The organism is Nocardia sp. NPDC050175, from assembly GCF_044459885.1.
In the GTDB taxonomy this organism is placed as follows: domain Bacteria; phylum Actinomycetota; class Actinomycetes; order Mycobacteriales; family Mycobacteriaceae; genus Nocardia.
Genome location: NZ_JBITJI010000002.1, coordinates 1085324 through 1110368, shown reverse-complemented (window position 1 = coordinate 1110368; position 25045 = coordinate 1085324). Strand labels below are relative to the sequence as shown.

Annotated in this window: 27 protein-coding genes and 1 pseudogene; 13 read left to right on the top strand and 15 right to left on the bottom strand. The window is 66.9% G+C overall.

Translation table 11 applies throughout. The features are described from left to right. Positions 1-120: 120 nt before the first annotated feature. The 3 genes from ACIBK2_RS10490 to ACIBK2_RS10480 are packed head-to-tail and all read right to left on the bottom strand — an operon-like array spanning position 121 to position 3055. Entirely contained in the window at positions 121-1554 is a 1434-nt protein-coding gene (locus ACIBK2_RS10490; RefSeq protein ID WP_396965712.1) for an NAD(P)(+) transhydrogenase (Re/Si-specific) subunit beta, read from the bottom strand. Further along, positions 1554-1904, bottom strand: a complete 351-nt coding sequence (locus ACIBK2_RS10485) for an NAD(P) transhydrogenase subunit alpha (protein WP_396965710.1) — start codon at positions 1902-1904, stop codon at positions 1554-1556. The genes ACIBK2_RS10490 and ACIBK2_RS10485 overlap by 1 nt, the downstream gene beginning before the upstream one ends. Continuing rightward, the gene (locus ACIBK2_RS10480) at positions 1904-3055 is read right to left on the bottom strand and encodes a Re/Si-specific NAD(P)(+) transhydrogenase subunit alpha (protein WP_396965708.1); all 1152 of its coding nucleotides are present in this window, start codon (positions 3053-3055) and stop codon (positions 1904-1906) included. The genes ACIBK2_RS10485 and ACIBK2_RS10480 overlap by 1 nt, the downstream gene beginning before the upstream one ends. 406 nt (positions 3056-3461) lie before the next feature. Between ACIBK2_RS10480 and ACIBK2_RS10475 the strand changes: the two genes are divergently transcribed. Genes ACIBK2_RS10475 through ACIBK2_RS10465 form a run of 3 tightly spaced genes read left to right on the top strand, consistent with a single transcriptional unit; the run spans position 3462 to position 5447 of the window. After that, positions 3462-3953, top strand: coding sequence for an HIT family protein (locus ACIBK2_RS10475; RefSeq protein WP_396965706.1), 492 nt, complete (start codon positions 3462-3464; stop codon positions 3951-3953). Then, a complete protein-coding gene (locus ACIBK2_RS10470; RefSeq protein WP_396965704.1) occupies positions 3950-4789 on the top strand; it encodes a maleylpyruvate isomerase family mycothiol-dependent enzyme in 840 nt (279 codons plus the stop codon). The genes ACIBK2_RS10475 and ACIBK2_RS10470 overlap by 4 nt, the downstream gene beginning before the upstream one ends. A gap of 4 nt (positions 4790-4793) precedes the next feature. Beyond that, positions 4794-5447, top strand: a complete 654-nt coding sequence (locus ACIBK2_RS10465) for a Type 1 glutamine amidotransferase-like domain-containing protein (RefSeq protein ID WP_396965702.1) — start codon at positions 4794-4796, stop codon at positions 5445-5447. Positions 5448-5468: 21 nt separating this feature from the next. Here ACIBK2_RS10465 and ACIBK2_RS10460 read toward each other — a convergent pair whose 3' ends face one another. After that, entirely contained in the window at positions 5469-5972 is a 504-nt protein-coding gene (locus ACIBK2_RS10460; protein WP_396965700.1) for a GtrA family protein, read from the bottom strand. A 57-nt stretch (positions 5973-6029) separates the two neighbouring features. Continuing rightward, positions 6030-6350 (bottom strand): hypothetical protein, encoded by a 321-nt coding sequence (locus ACIBK2_RS10455; protein ID WP_396965698.1) that lies wholly within the window; start codon positions 6348-6350, stop codon positions 6030-6032. Between the two features lie 256 nt (positions 6351-6606). Here ACIBK2_RS10455 and ACIBK2_RS10450 point away from each other — a divergent pair, with 256 nt between their 5' ends. After that, a complete protein-coding gene (locus tag ACIBK2_RS10450) occupies positions 6607-7965 on the top strand; it encodes an FAD-binding oxidoreductase (RefSeq protein ID WP_396965696.1) in 1359 nt (452 codons plus the stop codon). A gap of 41 nt (positions 7966-8006) precedes the next feature. Continuing rightward, the gene (locus tag ACIBK2_RS10445) at positions 8007-8291 is read left to right on the top strand and encodes a GNAT family N-acetyltransferase (RefSeq protein WP_379286394.1); all 285 of its coding nucleotides are present in this window, start codon (positions 8007-8009) and stop codon (positions 8289-8291) included. Positions 8292-8352: 61 nt separating this feature from the next. Here ACIBK2_RS10445 and ACIBK2_RS10440 read toward each other — a convergent pair whose 3' ends face one another. Together ACIBK2_RS10440 and ACIBK2_RS10435 are read right to left on the bottom strand one after the other, a co-directional pair. Then, a complete protein-coding gene (locus tag ACIBK2_RS10440) occupies positions 8353-9510 on the bottom strand; it encodes an acyl-CoA dehydrogenase (protein WP_396965693.1) in 1158 nt (385 codons plus the stop codon). A gap of 132 nt (positions 9511-9642) precedes the next feature. Then, positions 9643-10326, bottom strand: a complete 684-nt coding sequence (locus ACIBK2_RS10435) for a TetR family transcriptional regulator (RefSeq protein ID WP_396965691.1) — start codon at positions 10324-10326, stop codon at positions 9643-9645. Between the two features lie 105 nt (positions 10327-10431). Between ACIBK2_RS10435 and ACIBK2_RS10430 the strand changes: the two genes are divergently transcribed. Beyond that, positions 10432-10869 carry an excisionase family DNA-binding protein gene (locus tag ACIBK2_RS10430; RefSeq protein ID WP_396965920.1) on the top strand — a complete coding sequence of 146 codons (438 nt, stop codon included), beginning with the start codon at positions 10432-10434 and terminating at the stop codon, positions 10867-10869. Positions 10870-10972: 103 nt separating this feature from the next. Here ACIBK2_RS10430 and purE read toward each other — a convergent pair whose 3' ends face one another. After that, the gene (gene purE / locus ACIBK2_RS10425; RefSeq protein WP_396965689.1) at positions 10973-11482 is read right to left on the bottom strand and encodes a 5-(carboxyamino)imidazole ribonucleotide mutase; all 510 of its coding nucleotides are present in this window, start codon (positions 11480-11482) and stop codon (positions 10973-10975) included. Beyond that, the gene (locus ACIBK2_RS10420; protein ID WP_396965687.1) at positions 11475-12647 is read right to left on the bottom strand and encodes a 5-(carboxyamino)imidazole ribonucleotide synthase; all 1173 of its coding nucleotides are present in this window, start codon (positions 12645-12647) and stop codon (positions 11475-11477) included. Before ACIBK2_RS10420 ends, purE begins: the two co-directional genes overlap by 8 nt. Before the next feature lie 159 nt (positions 12648-12806). Between ACIBK2_RS10420 and ACIBK2_RS10415 the strand changes: the two are divergent. Continuing rightward, a pseudogene (locus tag ACIBK2_RS10415) lies at positions 12807-13331 on the top strand (GtrA family protein); the annotation flags it as partial. A 16-nt stretch (positions 13332-13347) separates the two neighbouring features. On the opposite strand, the gene ACIBK2_RS10410 reads toward ACIBK2_RS10415, so the two are convergent. The 3 genes from ACIBK2_RS10410 to ACIBK2_RS10400 all read right to left on the bottom strand — a co-directional run bounded on the left by ACIBK2_RS10410 (position 13348) and on the right by ACIBK2_RS10400 (position 15941). Then, on the bottom strand, positions 13348-14655 hold the full coding sequence (locus tag ACIBK2_RS10410; RefSeq protein WP_396965685.1) for a sensor histidine kinase: 1308 nt from the start codon (positions 14653-14655) through the stop codon (positions 13348-13350). 1 nt (position 14656) lies between these two features. Then, a complete protein-coding gene (locus ACIBK2_RS10405; RefSeq protein WP_150408010.1) occupies positions 14657-15334 on the bottom strand; it encodes a response regulator transcription factor in 678 nt (225 codons plus the stop codon). Positions 15335-15395: 61 nt separating this feature from the next. Beyond that, complete coding sequence (locus ACIBK2_RS10400) at positions 15396-15941, bottom strand: PH domain-containing protein (RefSeq protein ID WP_396965682.1); 546 nt, start codon at positions 15939-15941, stop codon at positions 15396-15398. Between the two features lie 182 nt (positions 15942-16123). Here ACIBK2_RS10400 and ACIBK2_RS10395 point away from each other — a divergent pair, with 182 nt between their 5' ends. After that, a complete protein-coding gene (locus tag ACIBK2_RS10395) occupies positions 16124-17077 on the top strand; it encodes an acyl-ACP desaturase (RefSeq protein ID WP_396965680.1) in 954 nt (317 codons plus the stop codon). Between the two features lie 99 nt (positions 17078-17176). Here the strand turns inward: ACIBK2_RS10395 and ACIBK2_RS10390 are convergent, their stop codons facing one another. Together ACIBK2_RS10390 and ACIBK2_RS10385 are read right to left on the bottom strand one after the other, a co-directional pair. After that, the gene (locus ACIBK2_RS10390) at positions 17177-17977 is read right to left on the bottom strand and encodes a biotin--[acetyl-CoA-carboxylase] ligase (RefSeq protein ID WP_396965678.1); all 801 of its coding nucleotides are present in this window, start codon (positions 17975-17977) and stop codon (positions 17177-17179) included. A 51-nt stretch (positions 17978-18028) separates the two neighbouring features. After that, complete coding sequence (locus tag ACIBK2_RS10385) at positions 18029-18211, bottom strand: hypothetical protein (protein WP_396965676.1); 183 nt, start codon at positions 18209-18211, stop codon at positions 18029-18031. A 207-nt stretch (positions 18212-18418) separates the two neighbouring features. Between ACIBK2_RS10385 and ACIBK2_RS10380 the strand changes: the two genes are divergently transcribed. The 3 genes from ACIBK2_RS10380 (at position 18419) to ACIBK2_RS10370 (ending at position 21263) form a co-directional block, all read left to right on the top strand. Further along, positions 18419-20059 (top strand): acyl-CoA carboxylase subunit beta, encoded by a 1641-nt coding sequence (locus ACIBK2_RS10380; protein ID WP_379286419.1) that lies wholly within the window; start codon positions 18419-18421, stop codon positions 20057-20059. A 162-nt stretch (positions 20060-20221) separates the two neighbouring features. Next, the gene (locus ACIBK2_RS10375; protein ID WP_396965674.1) at positions 20222-20554 is read left to right on the top strand and encodes an acyl-CoA carboxylase subunit epsilon; all 333 of its coding nucleotides are present in this window, start codon (positions 20222-20224) and stop codon (positions 20552-20554) included. A 73-nt stretch (positions 20555-20627) separates the two neighbouring features. Beyond that, a complete protein-coding gene (locus ACIBK2_RS10370; RefSeq protein ID WP_379286422.1) occupies positions 20628-21263 on the top strand; it encodes a Maf family protein in 636 nt (211 codons plus the stop codon). Here the strand turns inward: ACIBK2_RS10370 and ACIBK2_RS10365 are convergent. After that, positions 21189-21995, bottom strand: a complete 807-nt coding sequence (locus tag ACIBK2_RS10365; RefSeq protein ID WP_396965671.1) for a helix-turn-helix transcriptional regulator — start codon at positions 21993-21995, stop codon at positions 21189-21191. The genes ACIBK2_RS10370 and ACIBK2_RS10365 overlap by 75 nt on opposite strands. Before the next feature lie 166 nt (positions 21996-22161). On the opposite strand from ACIBK2_RS10365, the gene ACIBK2_RS10360 reads away from it, so the two are divergent. Beyond that, positions 22162-23076 (top strand): sulfurtransferase, encoded by a 915-nt coding sequence (locus ACIBK2_RS10360; RefSeq protein WP_396965669.1) that lies wholly within the window; start codon positions 22162-22164, stop codon positions 23074-23076. 158 nt (positions 23077-23234) lie between these two features. Continuing rightward, positions 23235-25037 (top strand): acetyl/propionyl/methylcrotonyl-CoA carboxylase subunit alpha, encoded by a 1803-nt coding sequence (locus ACIBK2_RS10355; protein WP_396965667.1) that lies wholly within the window; start codon positions 23235-23237, stop codon positions 25035-25037. Positions 25038-25045 lie beyond the last annotated feature (8 nt).

Genomic DNA, 25045 nt, shown 5'->3' with positions numbered 1-25045 from the left:
ATTACGTGCAGACACTCCGAGCATGATCAGGGTTACGGCACCGCCGTGTCTACCCAATTAGCGGCAAACGACCCCCAGCTCGCCGTGAGCAGGGGGCCGTTCGCGCGTTGGTGCAGGTGTTTACAGCGCCTTCAGTTCCTCGGTGACCGCGCCGACGGACTTCTTCGCGTCGCCGAACAGCATGGAGGTGTGGTCGGCGTAGAACAGCGGGTTGTCGATGCCCGCGAAGCCGGAATTCATCGAGCGCTTGAGCACGATGACGCTCCTGGCCTGGTCGACGTTGAGGACCGGCATGCCGTAGATCGGGCTGCTCTTGTCCTCGCGGGCGGCCGGGTTCGTGACGTCGTTGGCGCCGATGACCAGGGCGACATCGGTGCGCGAGAACTCGCCGTTGATGTCGTCCATTTCCTTGAGCGCGTCGTAGGAGACCTCGGCCTCGGCCAGCAGCACGTTCATGTGACCGGGCATGCGACCGGCGACCGGGTGGATGGCGTACTTGACCTCGACGCCCTTGGCTTCGAGCAGTGCCGCCATCTCCTTGACCGCGTGCTGGGCCTGGGCGACGGCCATGCCGTAGCCGGGGACCACGATGACCTGGTTGGCGTAGGCCATCTGGATCGCGGCGTCCGCGGCGGAGGTGGCCTTGGCCTGCTTGGCCTCGCCGTCACCGCTGGCGCCGGGAGCCGTTCCGCCGCCGCCGAATCCACCGGCCACGATGGCCGGGATGGACCGGTTCATCGCCTTGGCCATCAGGTTGGTCAGGATGGTGCCGGACGCGCCGACGATCATGCCCGCCACGATCATCGCGGTGTTGTTCAGCGCCAAACCCGCTGCGGCGGCCGACAATCCGGTCAACGCGTTGAGCAGCGAGATGACAACGGGCATATCCGCGCCGCCGATCGGCAGCACCACCGCGAGGCCGAGCACACCGGCCAGCACGAGCACCGCGATCATCCACAGTTGGGACACACCGTCATTGGTGGCACCGATACCGATCACGACCGCCGAGGCGACCGCGCCGATCAGCAGCAGCAGGTTCAACGGCTGCTGCAGCTTGCCGAGGCCGAGCGGGCGGCCGGGCAGGATCTCCTGCAGCTTGCCGAACGCGATCAGCGAGCCCCAGAACGAGATCGAGCCGATGATCGCCGCGAACAGCGAGCCGACCACGATGTGCACGGTTGGCTCTTCGTCGAAGTGCGAAAAGCCTTGACTGTTGATGAATTCCGACCACGCGATGAGCGCGACGGTGCCACCGCCGACGCCGTTGAACGCGGCGACCAGCTGGGGCATGGCGGTCATCTTGGTGAACTTGGCCGGCGGCACGCCGAGCGCGATACCGACCACCAGACCGGCGACGATCAGGATCCAGTTGCTGGTGTGGCGCACCGAGATCAGCGTCGCGACCACGGCGATGACCATGCCGACCGCCGCGATCAGGTTGCCGCGCACCGCGGTCTTCGGGCCGGTCAGGCCCATCAGGCCGTAGATGAACATGCCGAAGGCGATGATGTAGAGCCCGTTGACCAGGTAGGAAACGTTGTCGAAGGTATGCATCACGCTGCTCCGTCTTGTCGCTGCGCAGGCTGCGCTCCTGCTGCCTTCACCGGGGCTGCCGCCTTCTTGCCCTTGAACATGCCGAGCATGCGGTCGGTCACCACGAAACCACCGATGACATTGAGGGTTCCGAACACGACGGCGACGAACAGGATGATCTGGGTCAGGATCGACGGATCCTGCACGTTGCCGAGGGTGACCAGCGCGCCGAGCACGACGATGCCGTGAATGGCGTTGGTACCGGACATGAGTGGCGTGTGCAGGGTGTTGGGGACCTTGGAGATGACGGCGAACCCGACGAACCCGGAGAGCACGAGGATCGCGATGTTCGCGAGAAGTTCGGTGTACATCAGGCTTCCACGCTTCCGCTTGTCGGCTCGCTCGGCAAGCCTCGCTCGTGTGTCACGCAGGAATCGGCGAGCACCTGATCGCTGAAGTCGGGCGCGAGTTTCCCGTCGACCAGCATCAGTTCCAGCAGTGCCGAGATGTTCTTCGAGTAGAGCTCGCTGGCGTGCTCCGGCATGGTGGCGGGCAGGTTCAGCGGCGAGGCGATGGTGACCTCGTGCTTGACCACGACCTCACCCGGCTCGGTGAGCTCGCAGTTGCCGCCGGTCTCCCCGGCCAGGTCGACGATCACGCTGCCGGGCTTCATGCCCTCCACCGCGGCGGCGGTCACCAGGCGCGGCGCGGGCCGACCCGGCACCAGCGCGGTGGTGATCACCACGTCGAAGCCCTTGATCGCATCTTCCAAAGCCTGTTGCTGCTTTGCCTTTTCCTCGTCGGTGAGCTCGCGGGCGTAGCCGCCCTCACCGGCGGCGTCGATGCCGAGATCGAGCCACTGCGCACCGACCGAGCGCACCTGATCGGCGACCTCGGGGCGCACGTCGTAGCCCGTGGTGCGGCCGCCGAGGCGCTTGGCGGTGGCCAGCGCCTGCAGACCGGCGACACCGACACCGAGCACCAGCACGGTCGCGGGCTTCACCGTGCCCGCTGCGGTGGTGAGCATCGGGAAGAAGCGGGTCGACTCCGACGCGGCCAGCAGCACGGCCTTGTAACCGGCGACGTTGGCCTGCGAGGACAGCGCGTCCATCACCTGGGCGCGCGAGATGCGCGGGATCGCTTCGACCGCAAACGCTTGCACGCCAGCGGATTTCAGCTTGCCGATCTGGTTTTCCGCGTTGCGCGGGGACAGGAAGCCGATCAGGGTCTGCCCGCTGGACAGCTTGGCCACCTCGGCGTCGCTGGGCGGGGCGACCTTGACGACCACCTCGGCCGACCACGGATCGCCGATCGTCGCGCCCGCCGCTTCGTAGGCGCTGTCGGGAATGAGCGCGCCGAGCCCGGCGCCGGACTCGATCACCACCTGCACGCCCTGCTTCAGCAGGGTCGGAATGATCTTCGGCACCAATGCGACACGTCGTTCGCCCGCGTTGGACTCGCGAACGACTCCGACACGCGCGCCGCGTGGCGACTCGTCGCCTACGCTCTGCGTTGTCTCCACTATGTCAGTTCCTTCTCGTGCTGAGCTTCAGGCCTCAGATGGACAACCGGACGATGTTACTTCTGAGTAAGGTCGGCCAAATCCTCGCAACTGTACCTGCCGTTTTGTGCAGACCGCTGAGACGCCCGTCACAAGATCATGCCTGATTCCGCCGCTTTGCCGGATTCGCCAGGTCGTCGCGAACATCGTGGTCACCTCCTGCGCTCGCCGCTGTTCGGAAGAGCGCCGGTACTGATGTTTGTCGCTGCCGGTGACCGCGACAAGAGCGAACCCGCAGGTCCATTGCTTACCTTTAGGTTCGACAGCAGGTCAGGGCGTGGTCGCGGACGCGAATAGTGACGTGCGTCATGGGCGTTTCGCGCGCGGGGCTGTTCCGCACCGCTCGTACGCCGTAAGGTCCTGCGGTGTGAACGACTGCGTCTTCTGCCGCATCGTGGCCGGCGAGGCCCCGGCAACAAAGGTGTACGAGGACGACACCCTCTGCGCCTTCCTCGATATCCGGCCCGTCGCCCGCGGCCACATGCTGGTTGTGCCGAAACAGCACGCCGCCGAGCTCGAGGATCTCGACGCCGAACTCGGCGCGTACGTGTTCCGCGCCGGGCATCGGCTCGCGCTGGCCGTTCGGCGAAGCACCCTCGCCGCCGACGGCGCCAACCTGCTGCTCAACGACGGTACCGCCGCCTTTCAGACGGTCCCGCACGTCCATTTGCACGTAATCCCGCGCAAGCATGGCGACAAGTTTCGCTTCGCGGCCGGGTTCCTGCTGCGCCGCCCGCACGACGCACAGTCCACCGCCGTCGCCATTCAAGACGGGATCGCGGCGCTGGAGCGCGACGAAAAGCCGGGCCACAGTGGGAAACTGGGCATGGAAGGCCCCGACGAAGGAGCGCAGCAATGACCGACCCGACCCTGGACCGGACCGAGCTGTCGGCCCGGCTGTCCGAACAGTGGGACGCGATCGCCACGCTGGTCGCCGAGATCGACGAAAACCAGTGGCGCGCACCGACCTCGCTGCCGGGCTGGACCGTATTCGATGTGGTCGCCCATGTCGTCGGCACCGAATCCTGGCTGCTCGGCGAGCGCCCGCCGCCGCACGACCCGCTCACCGTGAAGACCGATGTGAGCACGCTGCCGCATGTCCGCAACGAGACCGCGGTGTTCAACGAGATCTGGGTGGACCGGATGCGGCCGATGTCCGGGGTCCGGCTGCTCGCCGTGTTCGGCGAGATCGTCGACCGCAGGCGTAAAGCCCTTGCCGCCATGGGCGATACGGAGTGGGAGGCGCAAACTCAGTCGCCGATCGGGCAGGTCAGTTACGGGCGGTTCATGCGGGTGCGGTTGTTCGACTGCTGGATGCATGAGCTCGATATCGCGGACGCGCTCGGCGCTCGGGTCGACGAGGGCGGGCCGCGTGGCGAGCTGGCGTTCACCGAGTTCCTGGGCAGTGTGCCGCGGGTGGTGGTGAAAAAGGGTGAGGCGCCCGAGGGTTCGCGGATCACGTTCACGCTGACCGGGGCGCTGGCCAGGACCCTGCACATCCAGGTGGCAGGTCGGGCAGGTTACGTGGACTCGTTCGACGAGCCCGCCGATGTCGAAATCCAGCTGCCCTCTGAGCTTTTCGTTCGCCTCGGCGGCGGGCGCACCGCCGCGGACGAGCATCTGGACGAGATCACCAGCACCGGCGACGAGGAGCTCGGGCAGCGGCTGGTTCGCCACCTGGCCTTCACGATCTGATCCGGTGCGGCTCTTCCTGTCCAGCTACCGGTTCGGGGCGCACTACGATCGGCTCGCCGCACTGGTCGGCGAGCCGGGGCGAGTCGCGTTGATCCCCAACGCCTGTGATGCCTGGCCGGAAGCGTGGGCAGGGGCGGTCACCAGCGATATGGTGCCGCTGCGCAAGCTGGGCTACGCACCCGAGACCGTCGACCTGCGCGACTTCGTCGACAGCCCAGCGGAATTGGAGCGGACGCTGGCCGACTTCCCGCTGCTGTGGGTGCGCGGCGGCAACACCTTCGTGCTGCGCGCCCAATTCGCCCGCAGCGGTGCCGATCTCGTGCTGCCCAAGCTGCTCGCCGCCGATGCCCTGGTGTACGCGGGCTACAGCGCGGGCGCCTGCGTAATGACCCCTGATCTGCACGGGATCGAGTCGGTAGACGATCCCGCCGAGGTCGCGCCGACGTGCGGAATCGAACCCCAGTGGGACGGACTGGGGTTGGTCGATCGCCGAATCGTGCCACACCTCGACTCCCCCACCGACCCGACCGGCGAATGCGGCGAACTCGCCGAGTCCTATCGCGCGGCAGGCATCGCACACTGGGCACTCACCGACGACGACGCGATCGTGGTCGACGGCGACCGAACCGAGGTGCTGATCAGTCGAGCGGAGTCATGAACGACCACAGGTCGCTAGGACTCACGTCGTGTGCGGTGCAAGTTCGGGCTTCGGTTCGCGGCGGAACACGACCCAGCGCATCGCGCTGTACATGTAGACGGCCTCGCACGCCCCGGCCAGCAGCCGGGATAGGTGGTATTCGAGACCGAGCGCGGTGAGGCCGCTGCCGATGCAGAGGATGAAGGCGACGTAGTTGATCGCGACGACCACGCCGTACACGGCGGCCTGTTTGCCGACCGGTGCGTGCGAGTGGAAGTTGAAGGTGCGGTTGAGCACGAAGCTGAGGCCGAACGCGCAGATGTAGGCGATGGTGATCGACAGCCACACCGGTAGGCCCCACCAGCCGTGGAAAATGGTGAGCAGCAGCAGGTCGACGCCGAAGGTGAAGCTGTTGATCAGCGCGAAGCCGAGGAAGGTCGGGGCGACAAGCCGATTCAGCCCCCACGGCAGCCACGCGACCACGGCCTCGCACCATCGGGTGAACCGGTCGGCGACCGTGTCGGTGGTTTTCGCCAGCTCATGCACGCAGCCAGCCTGCCAGCGCCAGGTGTCCACCAGGTGATCAGCCAGCGAACTGGATAGTTAGCTGATCTGGGCCGCTGAGCTTCCGGTGGTGCCACGGTCCAGTGCGGACCATGCGGTCAGGCAGCGGCGCTTGGTGACGTCGTCGGCCTCGGTGAGCAAGGTTTCCAGTAGTTCGCGTGGGTTGCGGTGCCACTGGGTGGTGAGGTCGGCGAGGGTTTCCTTGCCGAAGATGCCGGAGCGGTCCAGGGCGGTGAGCCATTCGGTGTGGTCGCCCGCGTGGATGCGGCGTAGGGCCGCCTGGTCGATGCCGCCTTCGACGAACTCGCTGGAGAACATCGCGGCGACCAGGTCCCGGCGACCGTGCGATTGGTCCTGCATCCGAAAATCCCTCCGAGTTGCGTTGCGGCGCTGCGTCGATCTCGACAGCATGCCGATCTGAACAACGGTCGATCCGCAGGTCGCAGCGCACGAAATCCGGCGCCCCCTCGTGCGGTGCCGGGAGAACTCGATGCCCCGAACAACAAGCCCCTCTCGGCATTGTTATCTCGAACCGGCCTGAACACCACTGGGCAGGTGACATCACATTCGGTGGCTTGCGTGGCCTTGCCGCCTGGGCGGGCTAGCGTGGAGTGTTGTGGACTTGCATGACCTGATCGATGGGCTACCCGACGGCGCGGTAGTCACCGACCCCGACCTCCTCGCGAGCTACCGGCAGGACTGGGCGCGTGATCCCGACGCGGGCACTCCGCTCGCCGTGATCCGCGCTACCAGCACCGACGATGTCGCGGCGACCCTGCGCTGGGCGCACGAGCGACGGATCGCGGTGGTGCCGCGCGGCGCGGGCTCCGGACTGTCCGGCGGTGCCACCGCGGTGGACGGCGGCCTCGTGTTGAGCACCGAGCGGATGCGGGCGATCACCATCGACCCGGTCACCCGGACCGCCGTCGTACAGCCCGGCCTGCTGAATGCCGAGGTGAAGCGCGCGGCCGCCGGGCACGGACTCTGGTATCCGCCTGATCCTTCGTCGTTCGAGATCTGCTCGATCGGCGGCAACGCGGCCACCAACGCGGGCGGGCTGTGCTGCGTGAAGTACGGCGTGACAACCGATTACGTGCTCGGCATGGAGGTGGTGCTGGCCGACGGGACGGTGCTGCGGCTCGGCGGACCGCGGCTCAAGGATTCGGCCGGGCTGTCGCTGACCAAGCTGTTCGTCGGCAGCGAGGGCACGCTCGGCGTCATCACCGAACTGACGCTGCGGCTGCTGCCCGCCCAACCGCCGCAGAGCACGGTCGTCGCGACCTTCGCGACGCTCACCGCCGCGGTCGACGCGATCCTCGCGATCACCGGCGAATTGCGGCCCTCCATGCTGGAATTCATGGATTCGGTGTCGATCAACGCGGTCGAGGACGAGTTGCGGATGGGGCTGGATCGCAAAGCCGCCGCGCTGCTGGTGGCCCGCTCGGACGCGCCGGGCGAATTCGCTAGGCGGGAAGCCGAAATCATGGTGGCGGCTTGCGAAAAGGCGGGCGCGGCAGAGGTTTTCCACACCGAAGATCCGGAAGAAGGCGAAGCATTCACGGCGGCACGGCGTTTCGCCATTCCGGCGGTGGAAAAGCTCGGCACGCTACTGCTCGAGGATGTCGGTGTGCCACTGCCGCGACTAGGTGATCTGGTGCGCGGCGTCGCCGAGATCGCGGAACGCAACGACGTGATGGTTTCGGTGATCGCGCACGCCGGCGACGGCAACACCCACCCGCTGATCGTGCACGATCCGGACGACGCCGCGATGACCGAGCGTGCACACCGCGCCTTCGGCGAGATCATGGACCTGGCGATCGCGCTCGGTGGCACCATCACCGGCGAGCACGGCGTCGGGCGGCTGAAAAAGGCGTGGCTGCCCGATCAGCTCGGCGCCGACGTGATGGCCTTGACCCACCGCATCAAGGACGCGCTGGACCCACACGGCATTCTCAATCCCGGCGCGATTCTTTAGTCCACGGAACATTCCCGGCCGCGAAGGAGTTTCACCAGATCATGACCACCAGGCTCGAGCACAACGTCGCCGACACTCGGTTCGAGATATATCTCGACGACACCCTCGCCGGCTATGCCGACTACGCCCAGCGCGACGATCCGAAAGTCCGCGATTTCCATCACACGATGACGTTCCCCGAATTCCGCGGCCGTGGCGTCGCCGCCGAGGTCGTCGAGTACGCACTGAAGGATTCCCGCGACAACGGCTACTCCATCATCCCGACCTGCTGGTACGTCGAGAAGTACATCGCCGAACACCGCGAATACGCCGACCTCGTCGGCTGATCACACGCAAAACGGGTGACCCGAAAACCTCGGACCACCCGTTTGCGAAAACCTCTGCCGATCAGCGCAGCAGCGCGCGCGACATGACCAGACGCTGAATCTGGTTGGTGCCCTCGTAGATCTGGGTGATCTTCGCGTCGCGCATCATCCGCTCCACCGGGAAATCGGTGGTGTAGCCTGCGCCACCGAACAGCTGGACGGCGTTGGTGGTCACCTCCATGGCGACGTCGGAGGCGAAACACTTGGCGGCGGCGGAGATGAAGCCGAGGTTCTTCTCGCCGCGCTCGGCGCGGGCGGCCGAGGTGTAGACCATGAGGCGGGCGGCCTCGATCTTCATCGCCATGTCGGCGAGCATGAACTGGGTGTTCTGGAAGTCGGCGATCGCCTTGCCGAACTGCTTGCGGTCCTTGGTGTAGGCGATGGCCGCGTCGAGCGCGCCCTGCGCGAGGCCGACGGCCTGCGCGCCGATGGTCGGGCGGGTGTGGTCGAGGGTCTGCAGCGCGGTCTTGAAGCCGGTGCCCGGCTCGCCGACGATGCGGTCACCCGGCACCCGGCAGTTCTCGAAATACAGTTCCGCCGTGGGCGATCCCTTGATGCCGAGCTTGTGCTCGAGCGGGCCGACGACGAAACCCTCGTCGTCCTTGTGCACCAGGAACGCCGAAATACCGTTGGCGCCCTTGTCCGCATCGGTCACCGCCATCACGGTGTACCAGGAAGACTTGCCGCCGTTGGTGATCCAGCACTTGGAGCCGTTGAGGATCCAGTCGTCGCCCTCCTGCTTCGCGCGGGTGCGCATGCTGGCGGCGTCGGAACCGGCCTCGCGCTCGGACAGCGCGTAGGAGGCCATCTCGCCGTTGACGATGTCGGACAGCACCTGCTGCTTGAGCTCCTCGGAGCCGTTGAGGATCAGGCCCATGGTGCCGAGCTTGTTGACCGCGGGGATGAGCGAGGAGGAACCGCAGACGCGGGCGACCTCTTCGATCACGATGCAGGTGGCCACCGAGTCGGCGCCCTGGCCGCCGTAGGCCTCCGGCACGTGCACGGCGTTGAAGCCCGCGGCGTTGAGCGCGGTCAGCGCCTCCTCCGGGAAGCGGGCGTTGCCGTCGACGTCCTTGGCGTGCGGGGCGATCTCCTTCTCGGCGAGGCCGCGGATGGCCGCACGCAGTTCGTCGTGGAAGTCCTCGAGCTTGAACAGGTCGAAATCGGGATTTCCCGCCATGGGGCTCACTCCTGGTCGTCGGTACATGTCGGCACGCGGTGCCACATTGTTCTCTAGTGTACGCCCAAGCAAGGCTGCAACGTGCGGATTCTCCCTGGCACTCAGTGTCAGATTGGTCGCACTTGACCTAGCTCAAAGACTACCGAGTTTGCGTGCCACCAGATCGGCGACCTGCCGGGGTGGGGTGTCGCGCGGGAACACCGCGACCACCAGCTCATCGGCGCCAACGCGCCGTCCCGCGCCGCGCGGAATCGCGGCCAGTTCGACGCGCAGATCCGCCGCGCCCGCGTCCGACTCCCCGCGCACCATGCGACGCAGCAGATAGTTGTGCGTCGCGGTCACGGCGGCGGTGTACTGCACCCGCGCCAGATCCGGCACCTCGGGCAGCCGGTCCCGCAGATAATCGGTGAACAGCCGCTCATACCGGAACACCGTCACGATCTCGCGCTCGCGCAGCGCAGGCACCCGCCGCACCACCTGATACCGCCGCTCCGCGATCTCCCGCCACTGCGTGAACCGCTCGAACACCTGAACAACGGCCTCGCACACCGTCTCCCACGCATCCCCGCGCGACGCCGCCAAAAACTCCGCCGCCTGCGCCAACTGCGACTCGTGATCGGCGAAGATCACATCCTCTTTCGACCGAAACTGCCGAAAAAACGTCCGCCGCGAAATCCCCGCCGCCTCCGCGATCTCCTCAACAGTCGTCGCCTCATACCCCTTCTCGGCAAACAACCGCAACGCCTGATCAACAACAGTCAGCCGAAACCGCGTGTTGTCGTCCCCACTCCGCGGCCGGATGTCACCAGTAGTCACGCCCTCACCGTAGCGAGGCCGACCAGCGCGCCAGGGCGGCGCGGCTCCCTTTCGAATATTTCGTTTGTTTCGCATACTGCGAATAAGGAGGTGGTTGCGGTGAGCATGAAGGCGGCGAAGCGCACCGAGCCCGGGAAGATCGACCCCGAGGTGGCCGCACGCGCAATGCGAAGAATCAAGGACTACCTCATGCGGCACCCCGCCGAGCAGAACATCCGGGTCATGCAGGAGCACCCCGGCGAGGAAGCCCTGGTCCTGCCCCGAGAAGCCGTCAGCCTGCTGGCGTTCATCCTGGCTCAGGCCGCCGAGGGCCGCGGCGTGTCGGTGGTCCCCTCGCACGCCGAGCTCACCACGCAGCAGGCGGCGGACATGCTCAACGTCTCCCGGCCTTACGTGGTCGCGCTCTTGGAGGGCGGTGCGATCCCGTTCCGTCTGGTCGGCAGACACCGACGGGTCAAGTACGAAGATCTCGAGGCATACCAACAGCAGCACGAGGCAAAGAGCAAGGCGGCCGCAGACGAGGTGCGCCGTACACCCGGATAGGTTTTCGCCTCGGATCTGCACTCTCTCTCGGGATCTGCACTCGGAATAGGGCCCTAGAGAGGGTGCCGATCCTGAGTGAGGGTGCGGCTGTTGGGGTTCGGGGTTAGCCGAGGAGTTTGGTGCGGAGGGCTTGGTCTTTTTCGAGGACCATCTTTTCGAGGCCCGCCTGGAAGTCCTGCATGCGGGTGCGGAGGGTTGCATCGTGGGCGGCGAGGATGCGGACTGCCAGAAGGCCTGCGTTGCGGGCGCCGCCGATGGAGACGGTGGCTACGGGGACGCCTGCGGGCATTTGGACTATGGAGAGGAGGGAGTCCATGCCGTCCAGGTATTTGAGGGGGACGGGGACGCCGATTACCGGGAGGGGGGTGGCGGAGGCGACCATGCCGGGGAGGTGGGCGGCGCCGCCCGCGCCGGCGATGATGACCTGGAGGCCGCGGTCGGCGGCTTCGCGGGCGTAGTCGAGCATGCGCTGGGGAGTGCGGTGGGCCGAGACGACACCGACCTCGAAGCGAATGCCGAACTCCGCCAACGCTTCCGCGGCGGCTTCCATGATGGGCCAGTCGGAGTCGCTGCCCATGATCAGGCCTACCTGCGGGGTGCTCGCGTCACTCATGGGGATCCCATCCATCGGTCCATACCGCGTGCGACATCCAATGTGCCGCTCGCTCAGCTCTTTCCCGCACCACGGCGACCTCGTCACCGAGAATGTTGATGTGCCCGATCTTGCGATCAGGGCGTTCGCCCTTGCCGTACATGTGCACCTTGGCGTCGGGCATCCGCGCGAACAGATGGTGCAGGCGCTCGTCCATCGACATGGCGGGCGCATCGGCCGCGCCGAGAATGTTGGCCATCACGGTGACCGGGGCCAACGGGCAGGTGTCGCCGAGCGGATAGTCCAGCACCGCGCGCAGGTGCTGCTCGAACTGGCCGGTGCGGGCCCCGTCCATGCCCCAGTGCCCGGAATTGTGCGGGCGCATCGCGAGCTCGTTCACCAGCAGCGTGCCGTCGTGGGTTTCGAACAGCTCCACCGCCATCGCGCCGACCACACCGAGCTCCTTGGCCAGGTTGAGCGCCAACGTCTCCGCCTCGGCGGCCAGATCGTCGTCGAGGTCCGGCGCGGGCGCGATCACCACGGCACACTGGCCGTTGCGCTGCACGGTTTCCACCACGGGCCAGGTCGCCGCCTGCCCGAACGGCGAGCGCGCCACCATCGCCGACAGCTCACGCTTCAGATCCACCTTCGCCTCGGCGAGCAGCTGCGTGCCGTGCGCGAGCTGATCGGTCACGATCGCCGTCGCCTCGTCCGCCGACTCCGGCATCCACACACCACGGCCGTCGTAACCGCCGCGTACCGCTTTGAGCACGATCCGCCAGTCGTGTTCGTCACCGAAGCGCACCGCGTCGGCCACCGCGGTCACCGGCGCGAACGCGGGCACCGGCAGGCCGAGCTCGGACAGCTTGACGCGCATGGCCAGCTTGTCCTGCGCGAAGATCAGCGCACGCGGCGGCGGCTGCACGTTCACGCCCTCGGCGACCAGCGCCTCGAGATGCTCGGTCGGCACGCCCTCGTGGTCGAAGGTCAGCGCGTGCGAGCCGATCGCGGCCTTGCGCAGCGCGGTCAGATCGTTATGACTGCCGAGCACGACCTCGGGGCTGACCTGGGCCGCCGGGTCGTCGGGGTGCTCCGCGAGCACGCGTAGCCGCTGACCGAGCGCGATCGCGGCCTGGTGCGTCATGCGCGCCAGTTGGCCACCGCCGATCATTGTGACGGTGGGCATAGCGGAGGGATCGAAGGACCGGCCGGGGCTCACGTTCGACAATATTGTCATAACCGGCGGATATGTCCCCACGCGGGAGCGGCTGACACCATTGCCCAGCAAGTCGCTTCCACTCGGACGAACCGAGGCTCCACCACCGGGTAGCGGTAGACTCGGCCCGTGTCATTCGTCGACGACGTGGTGAGCGTCCTCCCCAAGCCGCTCGCGGAGGTCGCGTACCGGCATCGGGAGCTGATCAAGTTCGCCATCGTCGGTGCGACAACCTTCGTGATCGATAGCGGCATCTTCTACGCGCTCAAATGGACCGTGCTGTCCGAGAAGCCGGTCACCGCGAAAATCATCTCCGGTGTCATCGCGGTCATCGCGTCCTACATCCTGAATCGCGAATGGTCGTTCCGGAACCGCGGCGGCCGCGAGCGGCATCACGAGGCCCTGCTGTTCTTCGGGGTCAGCGGCGTCGGCGTCGTGCTCGCGTTCATTCCGCTGTGGGTGTCGAGTTACGTGTTCGACCTGCGCCAGCCCGACGTGAGCTTCACCGTCGAGAATGTCGCGGACTTCATCAGCGCCTTCATCATCGGCAACCTGCTGCAGATGGCATTCCGATTCTGGGCGATGCGCCGCTGGGTTTTCCCCGATGAAATGAACGAGATCGCCGCCGAATTCGAAGACCTGGTCGACGAGGAATTCCGCCGCAACTGATTCACCGCGGCTCGGTGACCACCGCGTTCACCGTGCGGTACGCGGAAGAGCCGAGGAACACCGCGAACAGCGCGGGCCGTCGTCGCTGCAATTCCAGCCGCCCACCGTCGGCTTCCACCAATGCTCTGGCCAATGCCAGGCCCACACCGGTCGAGCCGCCCGCGGAGAAACCCCGGTCGAAAATGTGCGGTGCCAATTCATCCCGCACCCCGTCACCTTCGTCGGCGACCTCCACACAGACCAGCGGATCCCGATCGACACCGGGCCGCACGGTTCGCACCGACACCGTGCAGGTCCCGCCGCCGTGCATCAGCGCGTTGTCCACGAGCACCGAAACCGCTTCGCGCAGACGCGATCCGGTGATCGGCGCCAGCAGCGACTCGTCGCCGATCAACTTCAGCGACCGGCCCTTCTCGGTGAACGGATGCGTCCACTCGGTGACGACCCCGCGCAGTTCCTCCATCACCGGCACCGGATCCAGATCGGCGGCGTCCTCGTCGCGGGACGCGCGCACCAGATCGTCGATCGCGTCGGTGAGCCGATCGACCTGCGCCATCGCCTCCTCGGCCTCGTGCACCACCTCTTGATCGGCGTGCGTGGACAACTCGTCCAGCCGCAGACGCACCGCGGTGAGCCGGCTACGCAGCTGATGCGAGACATCCGCGACCAGGGCATGCTCACGCTGCAGCCGCCCGGCGATCTCCACTGTCGCCGAGTCGAGCACGTCGGAGACCCGATCGAGTTCGGAGATGCCGTGCCTGCGCGGGTCCGGCCGGAAGTCACCCATGGCCAGCCGCGCGGCCCGCGCCGCCACATCGCGCAGCGGGTCGGCCACCCGGCGCGCGGTGATCACCGCGACCGAGACCGCGGCACCGAGCGAGGCCAGCACCGCCAAGGCCACCACTGCGACGGCCTGACGCTGCCTGGCGTGCATCGGCGCCGAGGGGACCTCCAGGCGCAGCGACCCCTTGGTTCCCATCGACAGCGACTCGACCAGGGGGTCGGAAACCTGGGTCACGCCGATGTCCACTCGGGAGGCGTTGTCCTGTGGCGCCGGATAGATGATGGTGAGCTTGCCGTCCTGTGGGAGCAGCGGCTGCACCGATCGGGTGTCCAGCTCACCGAGCACCATGCCGTCGCCCTGCTCCTGGACGATGATCGCCGTGGCGATCCGCTCGAGTTTGCTCTGCAGGTCGTCGCGGGTGATGTCCTCGACCCACAGCCAGGCCGTGTAGATCAGTGGCAACCCGAGCACCACCGTGGTGAGGGTCAGCACGGTGAGCATGGACCGCAGGATTCGGCGTCGCACGTCAGTCGGTGTTCAGCCGGAACCCGACACCGCGCACGGTGACGATCCGCCGCTCGGCCATCGGGCCCTCGTCGCCGATCTTGCGACGCAGCCAGGACATGTGCATGTCGAGGGTCTTGGAGCCGCGTAGTTCGGCGTCGCCCCACACCTCGCGCAGGATGGTCTCGCGCGGCACCACCTGGCCCGCGCGATCGATCAGCACCTTCAGCAACTCGTATTCCTTGTTCGCCAGGCCGATCTCGACGCCGTTCACCAGGACCCGGCGCGCGGCGGGCTCCAGCCGGATGCCGCCGACCTCCACTGTGTCGTCGCCGATCCCGCTGCGCCGCAACAACGCTCGCACCCGGGCGAGCAGCTCGGCCAGGCGGAACGGCTTGCCGACGTAATCGTCGGCGCCCGCGTCCAACCCGACCACGAAGTCCACCTCGTCGGTGCGCGCGGTGAGCATCAGCACGGCCAGGTCGGCGCCGCGAGCGCGCACCTGACGGCACACCTCGAGCCCGTCCATGCCGGGCAGGCCGAGGTCGAGAATCAAGAGATCGTGATGGCCCTCCAGTGCCCGCTCGAGCACGGCGGGACCGAAGCGCTCGACGGTCACCGAGTACCCCTCGCGCCCCAGGGCGCGCGACAACGGCGCGGCAATCGCCTCGTCGTCTTCTGCTAGCAGTACGGCCGTCATATGCCCAGGTTAACGGGCCTACCCGTTACCCGCCCCTTACCCCTCATGCGTGATGCTTCATTCATCGGTAGTCGCCGTGCTCGCTCCGGTGCTCGCCGCGTCCGTTATCGCCGTTTTCGACGTCGAAGACTTGGTGGTACATCAACGCGTGCACCTTCTGCACGGCCGGAATGTCGTCGAATTCGAGCGGTTCCGAGGAGGACGATTCGATGATCAGCGTGCCGGTTCCGAGCATCCGGTCGAACAGCCCGTGCCGGAACTGCACGCTCGAGATGCGGCTCATCGGAATGTCGATGCCGGTGTGCGTGAGCACGCCCTGCCGGACCAGCACGCGCCGGTCGGTGATGATGAAATGCGTCGACTTCCAGCTGAGAACCGGTGCGACACAACGCCACACGACGACGACCAGCCAGACCACGAGCACCGCGATCAGCAGTGCCGTCCGCGTGGTCCCCTCGGCTTTGCGCGAAGCGAGTCCCCCTGCGAAACCGGCGAGTGCGGTGATCACGATCAACGTCACGATCGGCCAGAACAACATCTTCCAATGCGGATGACGGTGCAGGATCAGCTGCTCTTCCGGCGCAAGCACATCCTCCGGATAACCCATGGCGGGAACACTACCGCGTAAAGATGCCGAAATGCCGGACACTGAACCGCGTCGTGCTGCACAATCGTCTGCCTGCGTGTGTCCGATCCGCGCTGGTGTGCTCCGTTCGATCTGGCTCGAACGCTCTGTCCGCAAGCAGTTCTGCTCGAACAAAGTCGCCGAATACGACCGTGGAGGCATGTGTGACCAAAGACCTGACTCAGCTGGAAATCCTGACCGAACTTCAGCCGGTGGCCGAACAGAATCTCAACCGGCACCTGTCGTTGGCGAAGGACTGGCACCCGCACGACTACATCCCGTGGGACGAGGGCCGCAATTTCGCCGCGATGGGCGGGCAGGATTGGGCGCCCGAGCAATCCAAGCTGAGCGAGGTGGCCAAGGTCGCCATGATCACCAACCTGCTCACCGAGGACAACCTGCCCTCCTACCACCGCGAGATCGCCGAGAACTTCTCCCAGGACGGCGCGTGGGGCACCTGGGTCGGCCGATGGACCGCCGAGGAGAACCGGCACGGCATCGCCATCCGCGACTACCTGGTGGTCACCCGCGGCGTGGATCCGGTCGCGCTCGAAGAAGCGCGGATGATCCACATGACGAACGGGGTTGCCGCGCCGGACAACTGGGGCGGATTCATGGAGAGCGTCACCTATGTGACGTTCCAGGAGCTGGCCACCCGCGTCTCGCACCGCAACACCGGCCGGGTGTGCAACGACGCGATCGCCGATCGCATGCTGCAGCGCATCGCCGCCGACGAGAACCTGCACATGATCTTCTACCGCAACATGTGCGGCGCGGGCCTGGACCTGGCGCCCGATCAGGCGATGATGGCGATCACCAAGATCCTGACGCACTTCATCATGCCGGGCGCGGGCATGCCCAACTTCCGCCGCAACGGCGTGCTGATGGCCAAGCACGGCATCTACGATCTGCGCCAGCATCTGGAAGACGTGGTCGCGCCGGTGCTCAAGCAGTGGAACATCTTCGAGCGCAACGACTTCGGGCCGCGCGGCGAGCAGGCGCGGGAGGAGCTCGGCGTGTTCATCGAGAAGCTGGAGCAGGACGTGCTCAAGTTCGAGGAACAGCGCGACCGCATGTTCGCCAGGGAGGCCGCGAAGGCCGCGTTGCAGCCCGCCTGACGCCGAAGAGCCGCACCGTTTCCGATTTCACGCGCCGATGCCGGTGCGGGAAGCCAGAAACCGTGCGGCTCTTTTGTTTTCAGTTCTCGACGCGCGCTTTCAGTACTCGGCGCGCAGGTGCGTGACGTCGCCGGCCGAGACCGGCTGGTCGCCGATCAGCAGGCGACCCGCGTCGTCGATATCGGTGGCGATGCCGGTAAGCGTTCGGCCACCGGGCAATTCGGCGCGCACCTGCACGCCCAGCGTCGCGCACCGCTCGCGGTAGGCGGCAGCGAGGTCGGTGGTCTGCCAGTCCGCGTCGCGCCAGGCCGTGAAACGACGGGCGAATTCGGTCAGCATCGACTGCACCAGCAGCGTGCGATCGGTGTTCTCGGCACCGGCGATGGTGAGCGAAATGGCATGGGGCACCGGCAGTTCCGCCTCGGTGAGGCTGACATTCAGCCCCATCCCGATGACCACCGCCGGTGCGTCGTTACTCGTCGCGACCTCGGCCAGGATGCCCGCCACTTTGCGGCCACCGATCAGCACATCGTTGGGCCACTTGAGGTTCGCGTCCACCCCGGCCGTCGCGCGCAGTGCGTCCACCACGGCGATGCCGGTGAGCAGCGGCAGCCAGCCGAGCACCGCGGGCTCGATCCCGGCCAGTCGCACCAACAGCGACATGGAGATCTGCGCCCGCGGCGGGCTGACCCAGGTGCGTGCGTGTCTGCCGCGCCCTTGCTCCTGCGCCTCTGCAAGGAGTACCGCGCGGTCGGCGTCCGGTTCGCCTGCGCGCGCGATCAGGTCCGCGTTGGTGGACCCGGTCGACTCCACCACCTCGATGTGGCGGAAGAACGACAGCTCGGGCTGTTCGACAAGACTGCGTCGCAACTGCTCTGCATCTAACGGAGACCTGGTCACTCGGGCAGGCTACTTGGTGCGCGGCGGCCTGACCGACGAGGTCGCAGTCGACTAGCCGACGAGGACGTAGCTACTCGGTGCGCGTGCCGCACCGTCGGCCCCTTCGGCATTCCCATGGGTGACCTCGGGCTTGTTTTCCGGGTCTAGGATCGTCGGCTCGTTCTCGAAGTTGTGACAGCTCGTCCACGACGCCGCGGCCGCGTATTCCGCGACGGTCTTGCTCCATTCCCACATAACTGGGCTCCTCCCCCTGAGCACGAAAACTGGACTCCCCCAGGCTAACTGGTCCCCCATCTGGATTGATACCGATTTCCTACCGGCGCAATCGCGCCAAAAGACCCGAAAATTCACCTCGACAACACGATCTAGCTGCGCTTTTTACCCACCGGTAGCCCCTACTGGGTTAGTGGGAACCACTGTCACTCGTTACACTCCGGAGCCATGACGAGTGTCCAGCAGCAGTCCGCACAAGATCCAGCGGGCGCCCCCGACATCCACACCACCGCCGGGAAGCTGGCTGACCTGCGGAATCGGCTGGATGAGGCACAGCACCCGATGGGTGAGGCCGCGGTCGACAAGGTGCACGCCAAGGGCAAGATGACCGCCCGCGAGCGCATCCTGGCGCTGCTGGACGAGGGCTCCTTCGTCGAACTCGACGCACTGGCGCGGCACCGCAGCGTGAACTTCGGCCTGGCCGACAACCGCCCGCTCGGCGACGGCGTGGTGACCGGGTACGGCACCATCGACGGCCGCGACGTGTGCATCTTCAGCCAGGACGTCACCGTGTTCGGTGGCAGCCTCGGCGAGGTCTACGGCGAGAAGATCGTCAAGGTGATGGACCTGGCGCTCAAGACCGGCCGTCCGCTGGTCGGCATCAACGAGGGCGCGGGCGCGCGCATCCAGGAGGGTGTCGTCTCGCTCGGCCTCTACGGCGAGATCTTCCACCGCAACATCCAGGCCTCCGGCGTGATCCCGCAGATCTCGCTGATCATGGGCGCGGCCGCGGGCGGCCACGTGTACTCCCCCGCGCTCACCGACTTCGTGGTGATGGTCGACGGGACCAGCCAGATGTTCGTCACCGGACCCGACGTCATCAAGACGGTCACCGGCGAGGACGTCACCATGGAGGACCTGGGTGGCGCGCAGACGCACATGGTGAAATCCGGTGTGGCGCACTACGTCGCCTCCGGCGAGCAGGACGCGCTCGACTACGTCAAGGACCTGCTGTCCTACCTGCCGAGCAACAACCGCGCCGAGGCGCCGCGCTTCCCGGCCACCGACCCGATCGAGGGTGCGATCGAGGACTCGCTCACCGACGAGGACCGCGAGCTGGACTCGATCATCCCGGACTCGCCGAACCAGCCCTACGACATGCACGAGGTGATCCGCCGTCTGCTCGACGACGACGAGTTCCTCGAGGTGCAGGCCGAGCGCGCGATGAACATCATCGTCGGCTTCGGCCGGATCGACGGCCGCAGCGTCGGCATCGTGGCCAACCAGCCCACCCAGTTCGCGGGCTGCCTGGACATCGACGCCTCGGAGAAGGCCGCGCGGTTCGTGCGCACCTGCGACGCGTTCAACATTCCGATCCTCACCCTGGTCGATGTGCCCGGCTTCCTGCCCGGCACCGGCCAGGAGTACAACGGCATCATCCGGCGCGGCGCGAAGCTGCTCTACGCCTACGGCGAGGCGACTGTGGGAAAGATCACGGTCATCACCCGCAAGGCCTACGGCGGCGCGTACGACGTGATGGGCTCCAAGCACATGGGCGCCGACGTGAACCTGGCCTGGCCGACCGCGCAGATCGCCGTGATGGGTGCCTCCGGCGCCGTCGGGTTCGTCTACCGCAAGCAGCTCGCCGACGCGGCCAAGGGCGGCGATGACGTCGATGCGCTGCGGCTTCAGCTGCAGAACGAGTACGAGGACACTTTGGTGAATCCCTACATCGCCGCCGAACGCGGCTATGTGGACGCGGTCATCCCGCCCTCGCACACCCGCGGCCAGATCGTCTCGGCATTGCGCCTGCTCGAGCGCAAGATGGTAACGCTGCCGCCGAAGAAGCACGGCAACATCCCGCTGTGATTCCGGCCGCAACACCCGGCCGCGCTCCAGCGATACTCTCGGTGGGCCGCGCACACTGGTTGTAGCGACGCAATGAGTGGATCCGAGGATGATCGCATCATCGGCCCCCGCTGATTTCTAACAGGGAACACGCCTGATCAGGCAAAGAGAGGATCTGGCACTGTGACGACCGTGGCAGAAGAAGATGTTTTGACCGCCGCCGAACTCGACCTGACCGTCGGCACGATCACCGACGAGGTCGAGGCGGCGCAGGTCGACGCGCCTGTCGCCGAGTCCGCGGCTCAAGCCGCGGCGCCGTTCTTCACCGTGGTGAAGGGCAACCCGAGCGACGAGGAGATCGCCGCGCTGGTCTGTGTGCTGTCCGCGGCCGCGGAGAGCGCGGCGGCCGGTTCGACCGGTCCGGCGGACATGTGGGGTCGCCCCACCTTCATGCACCGGGGCACCTCCCCGTTCTCCCCCTACGCCTTCCCGCAGCTGTCGCACCTGCGCGGGTGAGCGAGCGCAGCGAGCGAACCGACGACACAGCCGCCCGGGGCGCGACGGAGCCGAGCGCCAGCGAGGCGCAGTCGTGACGCGGTTCGTTCTCGCCTCCGCGTCCCCGGCCCGCCGGGAAGTACTCCGCTCGGCGGGCATCGATCCGATCGTCCGGGTGTCCGATGTGGACGAGGACGCACTCCAGGCCGCGCTGCCCGACGGCACCTCGCCCGAGGTGGTCGTCGTCGAGTTGGCCAAGGCCAAAGCCGCGGCGGTCGCCGCGACGATTCCCGAACTCGGCGCCGATTGTGTTGTCGTCGGCTGTGATTCGATGCTGCTGGTGGACGGCGAGCTGCAGGGCAAGCCGCACACCGCCGAGGTGGCCAGGGCCCGCTGGGGCGAAATGGCCGGGCGCAGCGCCGATCTGGTGACCGGACACTGCGTCCTGCGTCTGCGGGACGGCCGCATCACCGCCGAGGCCATCGACTGCAGTTCCACCACAGTGCATTTCGCCAAGCCGGAACCCGACGAGCTGGACGCCTACATCGCCACCGGCGAGCCGCTCCAGGTGGCGGGCGCGTTCACCCTCGACGGACTGGGCGGCTGGTTCGTCGAGCGCATCGACGGCGATCCGTCGAGCGTGATCGGCATCGGTCTACCACTGCTGCGCCGACTGCTTGGCGACGTTGGGGTCGCCGTTACGCAGCTGTGGGGCCACCCGGCCACCTGACGGCGGCGCGATCAGCGGCTCCGAGCCCGCCGTATCGCCGGCCACCGGCACCGTGACGACCTCGCGGCCGTCCGGCTCGCGGCGCATCTCCTGCTCGCGCCGCGCCATCATCTCCAGCCGGACCACACACAGTTCCGGCTCGACGAACGGATGCAGGCGCACGTTCACCTCACCGCGCGCACCGCTGCGGTCGAGGACCTCTTTGATCAGGCCGAGATGCACACCGCACACCACTTCGGAGTGCGTGCGGGCGAGTTCGCGCAGCGGGCAGGCGGTCAGCCGGATCAACGCCTGCTCGGTGGTCTCGTTCGGATCGCGTTCCGGCGCGAAGCCGAGCTCCGAAAGCACCGTCATGGCGACGTCTTTGGCTTCTTCCAGTGATTCGATCCGATGGTCACCGGCGTCGAGTTTCGCGCCCCAGGAACGCCCGGCCGCGATGGCCGCCTCGGAGCGCCTGCGCGGATCGGGACCGAGCTGATCGGCGAGCACCTGCGCGAGTTCCTGATAACCGACCGATCGCTGCACCGCGCTGTATCCGATGCGCGGACGACCGCGACCCCGCGGCGGTTGCTGAAATTGCCGCACCAGGGATTCCCTGGTGAGCACGTCCAGATGAAACCGAACCGTGGTGACGTGTTGTCCGGTGATTCTGGCCAGTTCCTGGGCGTCGAGAGGCTCGCTGGCGCCACGTAGGATCGCGAGCAGTCGCCGCCGCGGCCAAGAATCGGACATAGCTCACCCCTCCTCCCGGGAGACTTTATCGGATGCAGGTGCGATTTATTCGCTCATTCAGCCGATTTGTGATCTGAAACGAGAGCCACTAACGCCTCACACATACCATCACTGTGAGACCCGAACCGCTGAAACCACCGTCTACCACGCGTGAAGGACCCACATCGTGCCCGCTGCTCCGGACCCTCATCCCGCATTTGGTTCTTACGCACATCCTCACCGACTAGTAACCACGGAGTGGCTGTCGGCAAACATCGGCACGTCAGGACTCAAGATCGTCGAGTCCAACGAGGACATATTGCTGTATGACATAGGACATGTTCCCGGCGCTACCAAGATCGATTGGCGTGGCGATCTGAACGATCCGGTCACCCGTGACTACATCGACGGAGCCCGATTCACCGAGTTGATGCGCGCCAAGGGAATCGAGCGAGACGATACCGTGGTGATCTACGGTGACCGGGGCAACGCGCAGGCGGCGCACACATTGTGGGTTTTCACTTTGTTCGGACACAAAGATGTGCGATTGCTGGACGGCGGTCGTGGCGCGTGGATTTCCGAGGAACGCGACACCACCTTCGACACCCCGCACCTCACCCCCAGCGACTATCCGGCGGTCAAACGCGACGACAGCAGCGCCCGCGCGTTCCGCGAGGACGTGCTGGCCCACCTCGGCAAGCCGCTGATCGACGTGCGTTCGCCCGAGGAGTACTCCGGCGCGCTCATCCAGCCGCCGATCAATCCGGAGGACGCGGCGTTGCGCGGCGGGCACATCCCCACCGCCGCGAACATTCCGTGGACCGAGGCCTTCAACAACGACGGCCGGTTCCGCTCGCGCACCGAGCTGGACGCGATCTACGGCGCGCTGGCCGCCGAGGACGATCTGGTGGTCTACAGCCGGGTCGGCGAACGCTCCAGCCACACCTGGTTCGTGCTGACCTATCTGCTCGGGTTCGACACCGTGCGCAATTACGACGGTTCGTGGACCGAATGGGGCAATTCGGTGCGCATGCCGATCGCCAAGGGGACTGAACCCGGTGCTGCCCCGGCCGGTACCGCCCGCCGGGCCCGCGGCAAGTAGCGCACGCACGCCTTCTGCTGGGGGTAGCCGGTTGGCGCCGCGCCGCCTACTGTCCAGTAGGACTGGCCGAGTTCGGCGTCTGTTGGCAGACTGCCTACACTCGCCCAGACGTAGTTTCGTCGACCACGGGGCGACCAAGATTTCACACAGGAGGCTCAGTGCCCAGCCATGCCAGCGCACGGATCACCAAGGTACTCGTAGCTAATCGAGGCGAGATCGCCGTGCGCGTGATTCGGGCGGCCAAGGACGCGGGCATCGGTAGCGTCGCGGTCTACGCGGAGCCGGATGCCGAAGCCCCATTCGTGAAGCTCGCCGACGAGGCGTTCGCGCTCGGCGGCCAGACCTCGGCCGAGTCGTACCTCGTATTCGACAAGATCCTCGATGCCGCGTCGCGCTCCGGTGCCGACGCCATCCACCCCGGCTACGGATTCCTTTCCGAGAACGCCGACTTCGCCCAGGCCGTGCTCGACGCCGGGCTGATCTGGATCGGCCCGTCGCCGCAGTCGATCCGCGACCTCGGCGACAAGGTCACCGCGCGGCACATCGCCGAGCGCGCCAAGGCCCCGATGGCCGCGGGCACCAAGGACCCGGTGAAGAACGCCGACGAGGTCGTCGCCTTCGCCAAGGAGTACGGCGTGCCGGTCGCGATCAAGGCCGCCTTCGGTGGCGGTGGCCGCGGCATGAAGGTCGCGCACACCATCGAGGAGATCCCCGAGCTGTTCGAGTCGGCCACCCGCGAGGCGGTCGCCGCGTTCGGTCGCGGCGAGTGCTTCGTCGAGCAGTACCTGGACAAGGCCCGCCACGTCGAGGCGCAGGTCATCGCCGACCAGCACGGCAACGTGGTGGTCGCGGGTACCCGCGACTGCTCGCTGCAGCGCCGGTTCCAGAAGCTGGTCGAGGAGGCGCCCGCGCCGTTCCTGTCCGACGACGTGCGCGCGAAGATCCACGCCTCGGCCAAGGCGATCTGCCGCGAAGCCGGCTACTACGGTGCGGGCACGGTCGAGTACCTGGTGCAGGGCGAGACGGTGTCGTTCCTCGAGGTGAACACCCGGCTGCAGGTCGAGCACCCGGTCACCGAGGAGACCGCGGGCATCGACCTGGTGCGCCAGCAGTTCCGCATCGCCAACGGCGAAGAACTGACGATCAAGGAAGACCCGACCCCGCGCGGTCACTCGTTCGAATTCCGCATCAACGGTGAGGACGCCGGTCGCGGCTTCCTGCCCGCGCCCGGACCGGTCACCGTCTACCGGGAGCCCAGCGGCCCCGGCGTGCGGGTGGACTCCGGTGTGGTCGAGGGCAGCGTGATCGGCGGTCAGTTCGACTCGATGCTGGCCAAGCTGATCGTCACCGGCGAGAACCGCACCCAGGCGCTCGAGCGGGCCCGGCGCGCGCTGGCCGAGTACCACGTGGAGGGGCTCGCGACGGTCATCCCGTTCCACCGGGCGGTCGTCGAAGATCCCGCGTTCATCGGTGACGGCACGAAGTTCGACATCTACACCAAGTGGATCGAAAACGAGTGGAACAACACCGTCGAGCCGTTCACCGGCGACGCGCAGGCCGACGAGGACGAGGACCTGCCCCGGCAGAAGGTGGTCGTCGAGGTCGGCGGTCGTCGCGTCGAGGTGTCGCTGCCCGGGCAGTTCAGCCTCGGTGGCGGTGGCCCCGTCGCCCCGGGCAATGGCGCCGCTGTGGTCCGCAAGAAGCCCAAGCCGCGCAAGCGTGGCGGCGCCGGTGCCGGTGCGGCCTCCGGTGACGCGGTCACCGCGCCCATGCAGGGCACCGTGGTGAAGGTGGCCGTGGAAGAGGGCCAGACCGTGGAGGCGGGCGACCTGATCGTGGTGCTCGAGGCCATGAAGATGGAGAACCCGGTCACCGCGCACAAGGCGGGTGTGGTTACCGGGCTGGCCGTCGAGGCCGGTGCCGCGATCACCCAGGGCACGGTGCTCGCCGAGATCAAGTAGCAGCTGGT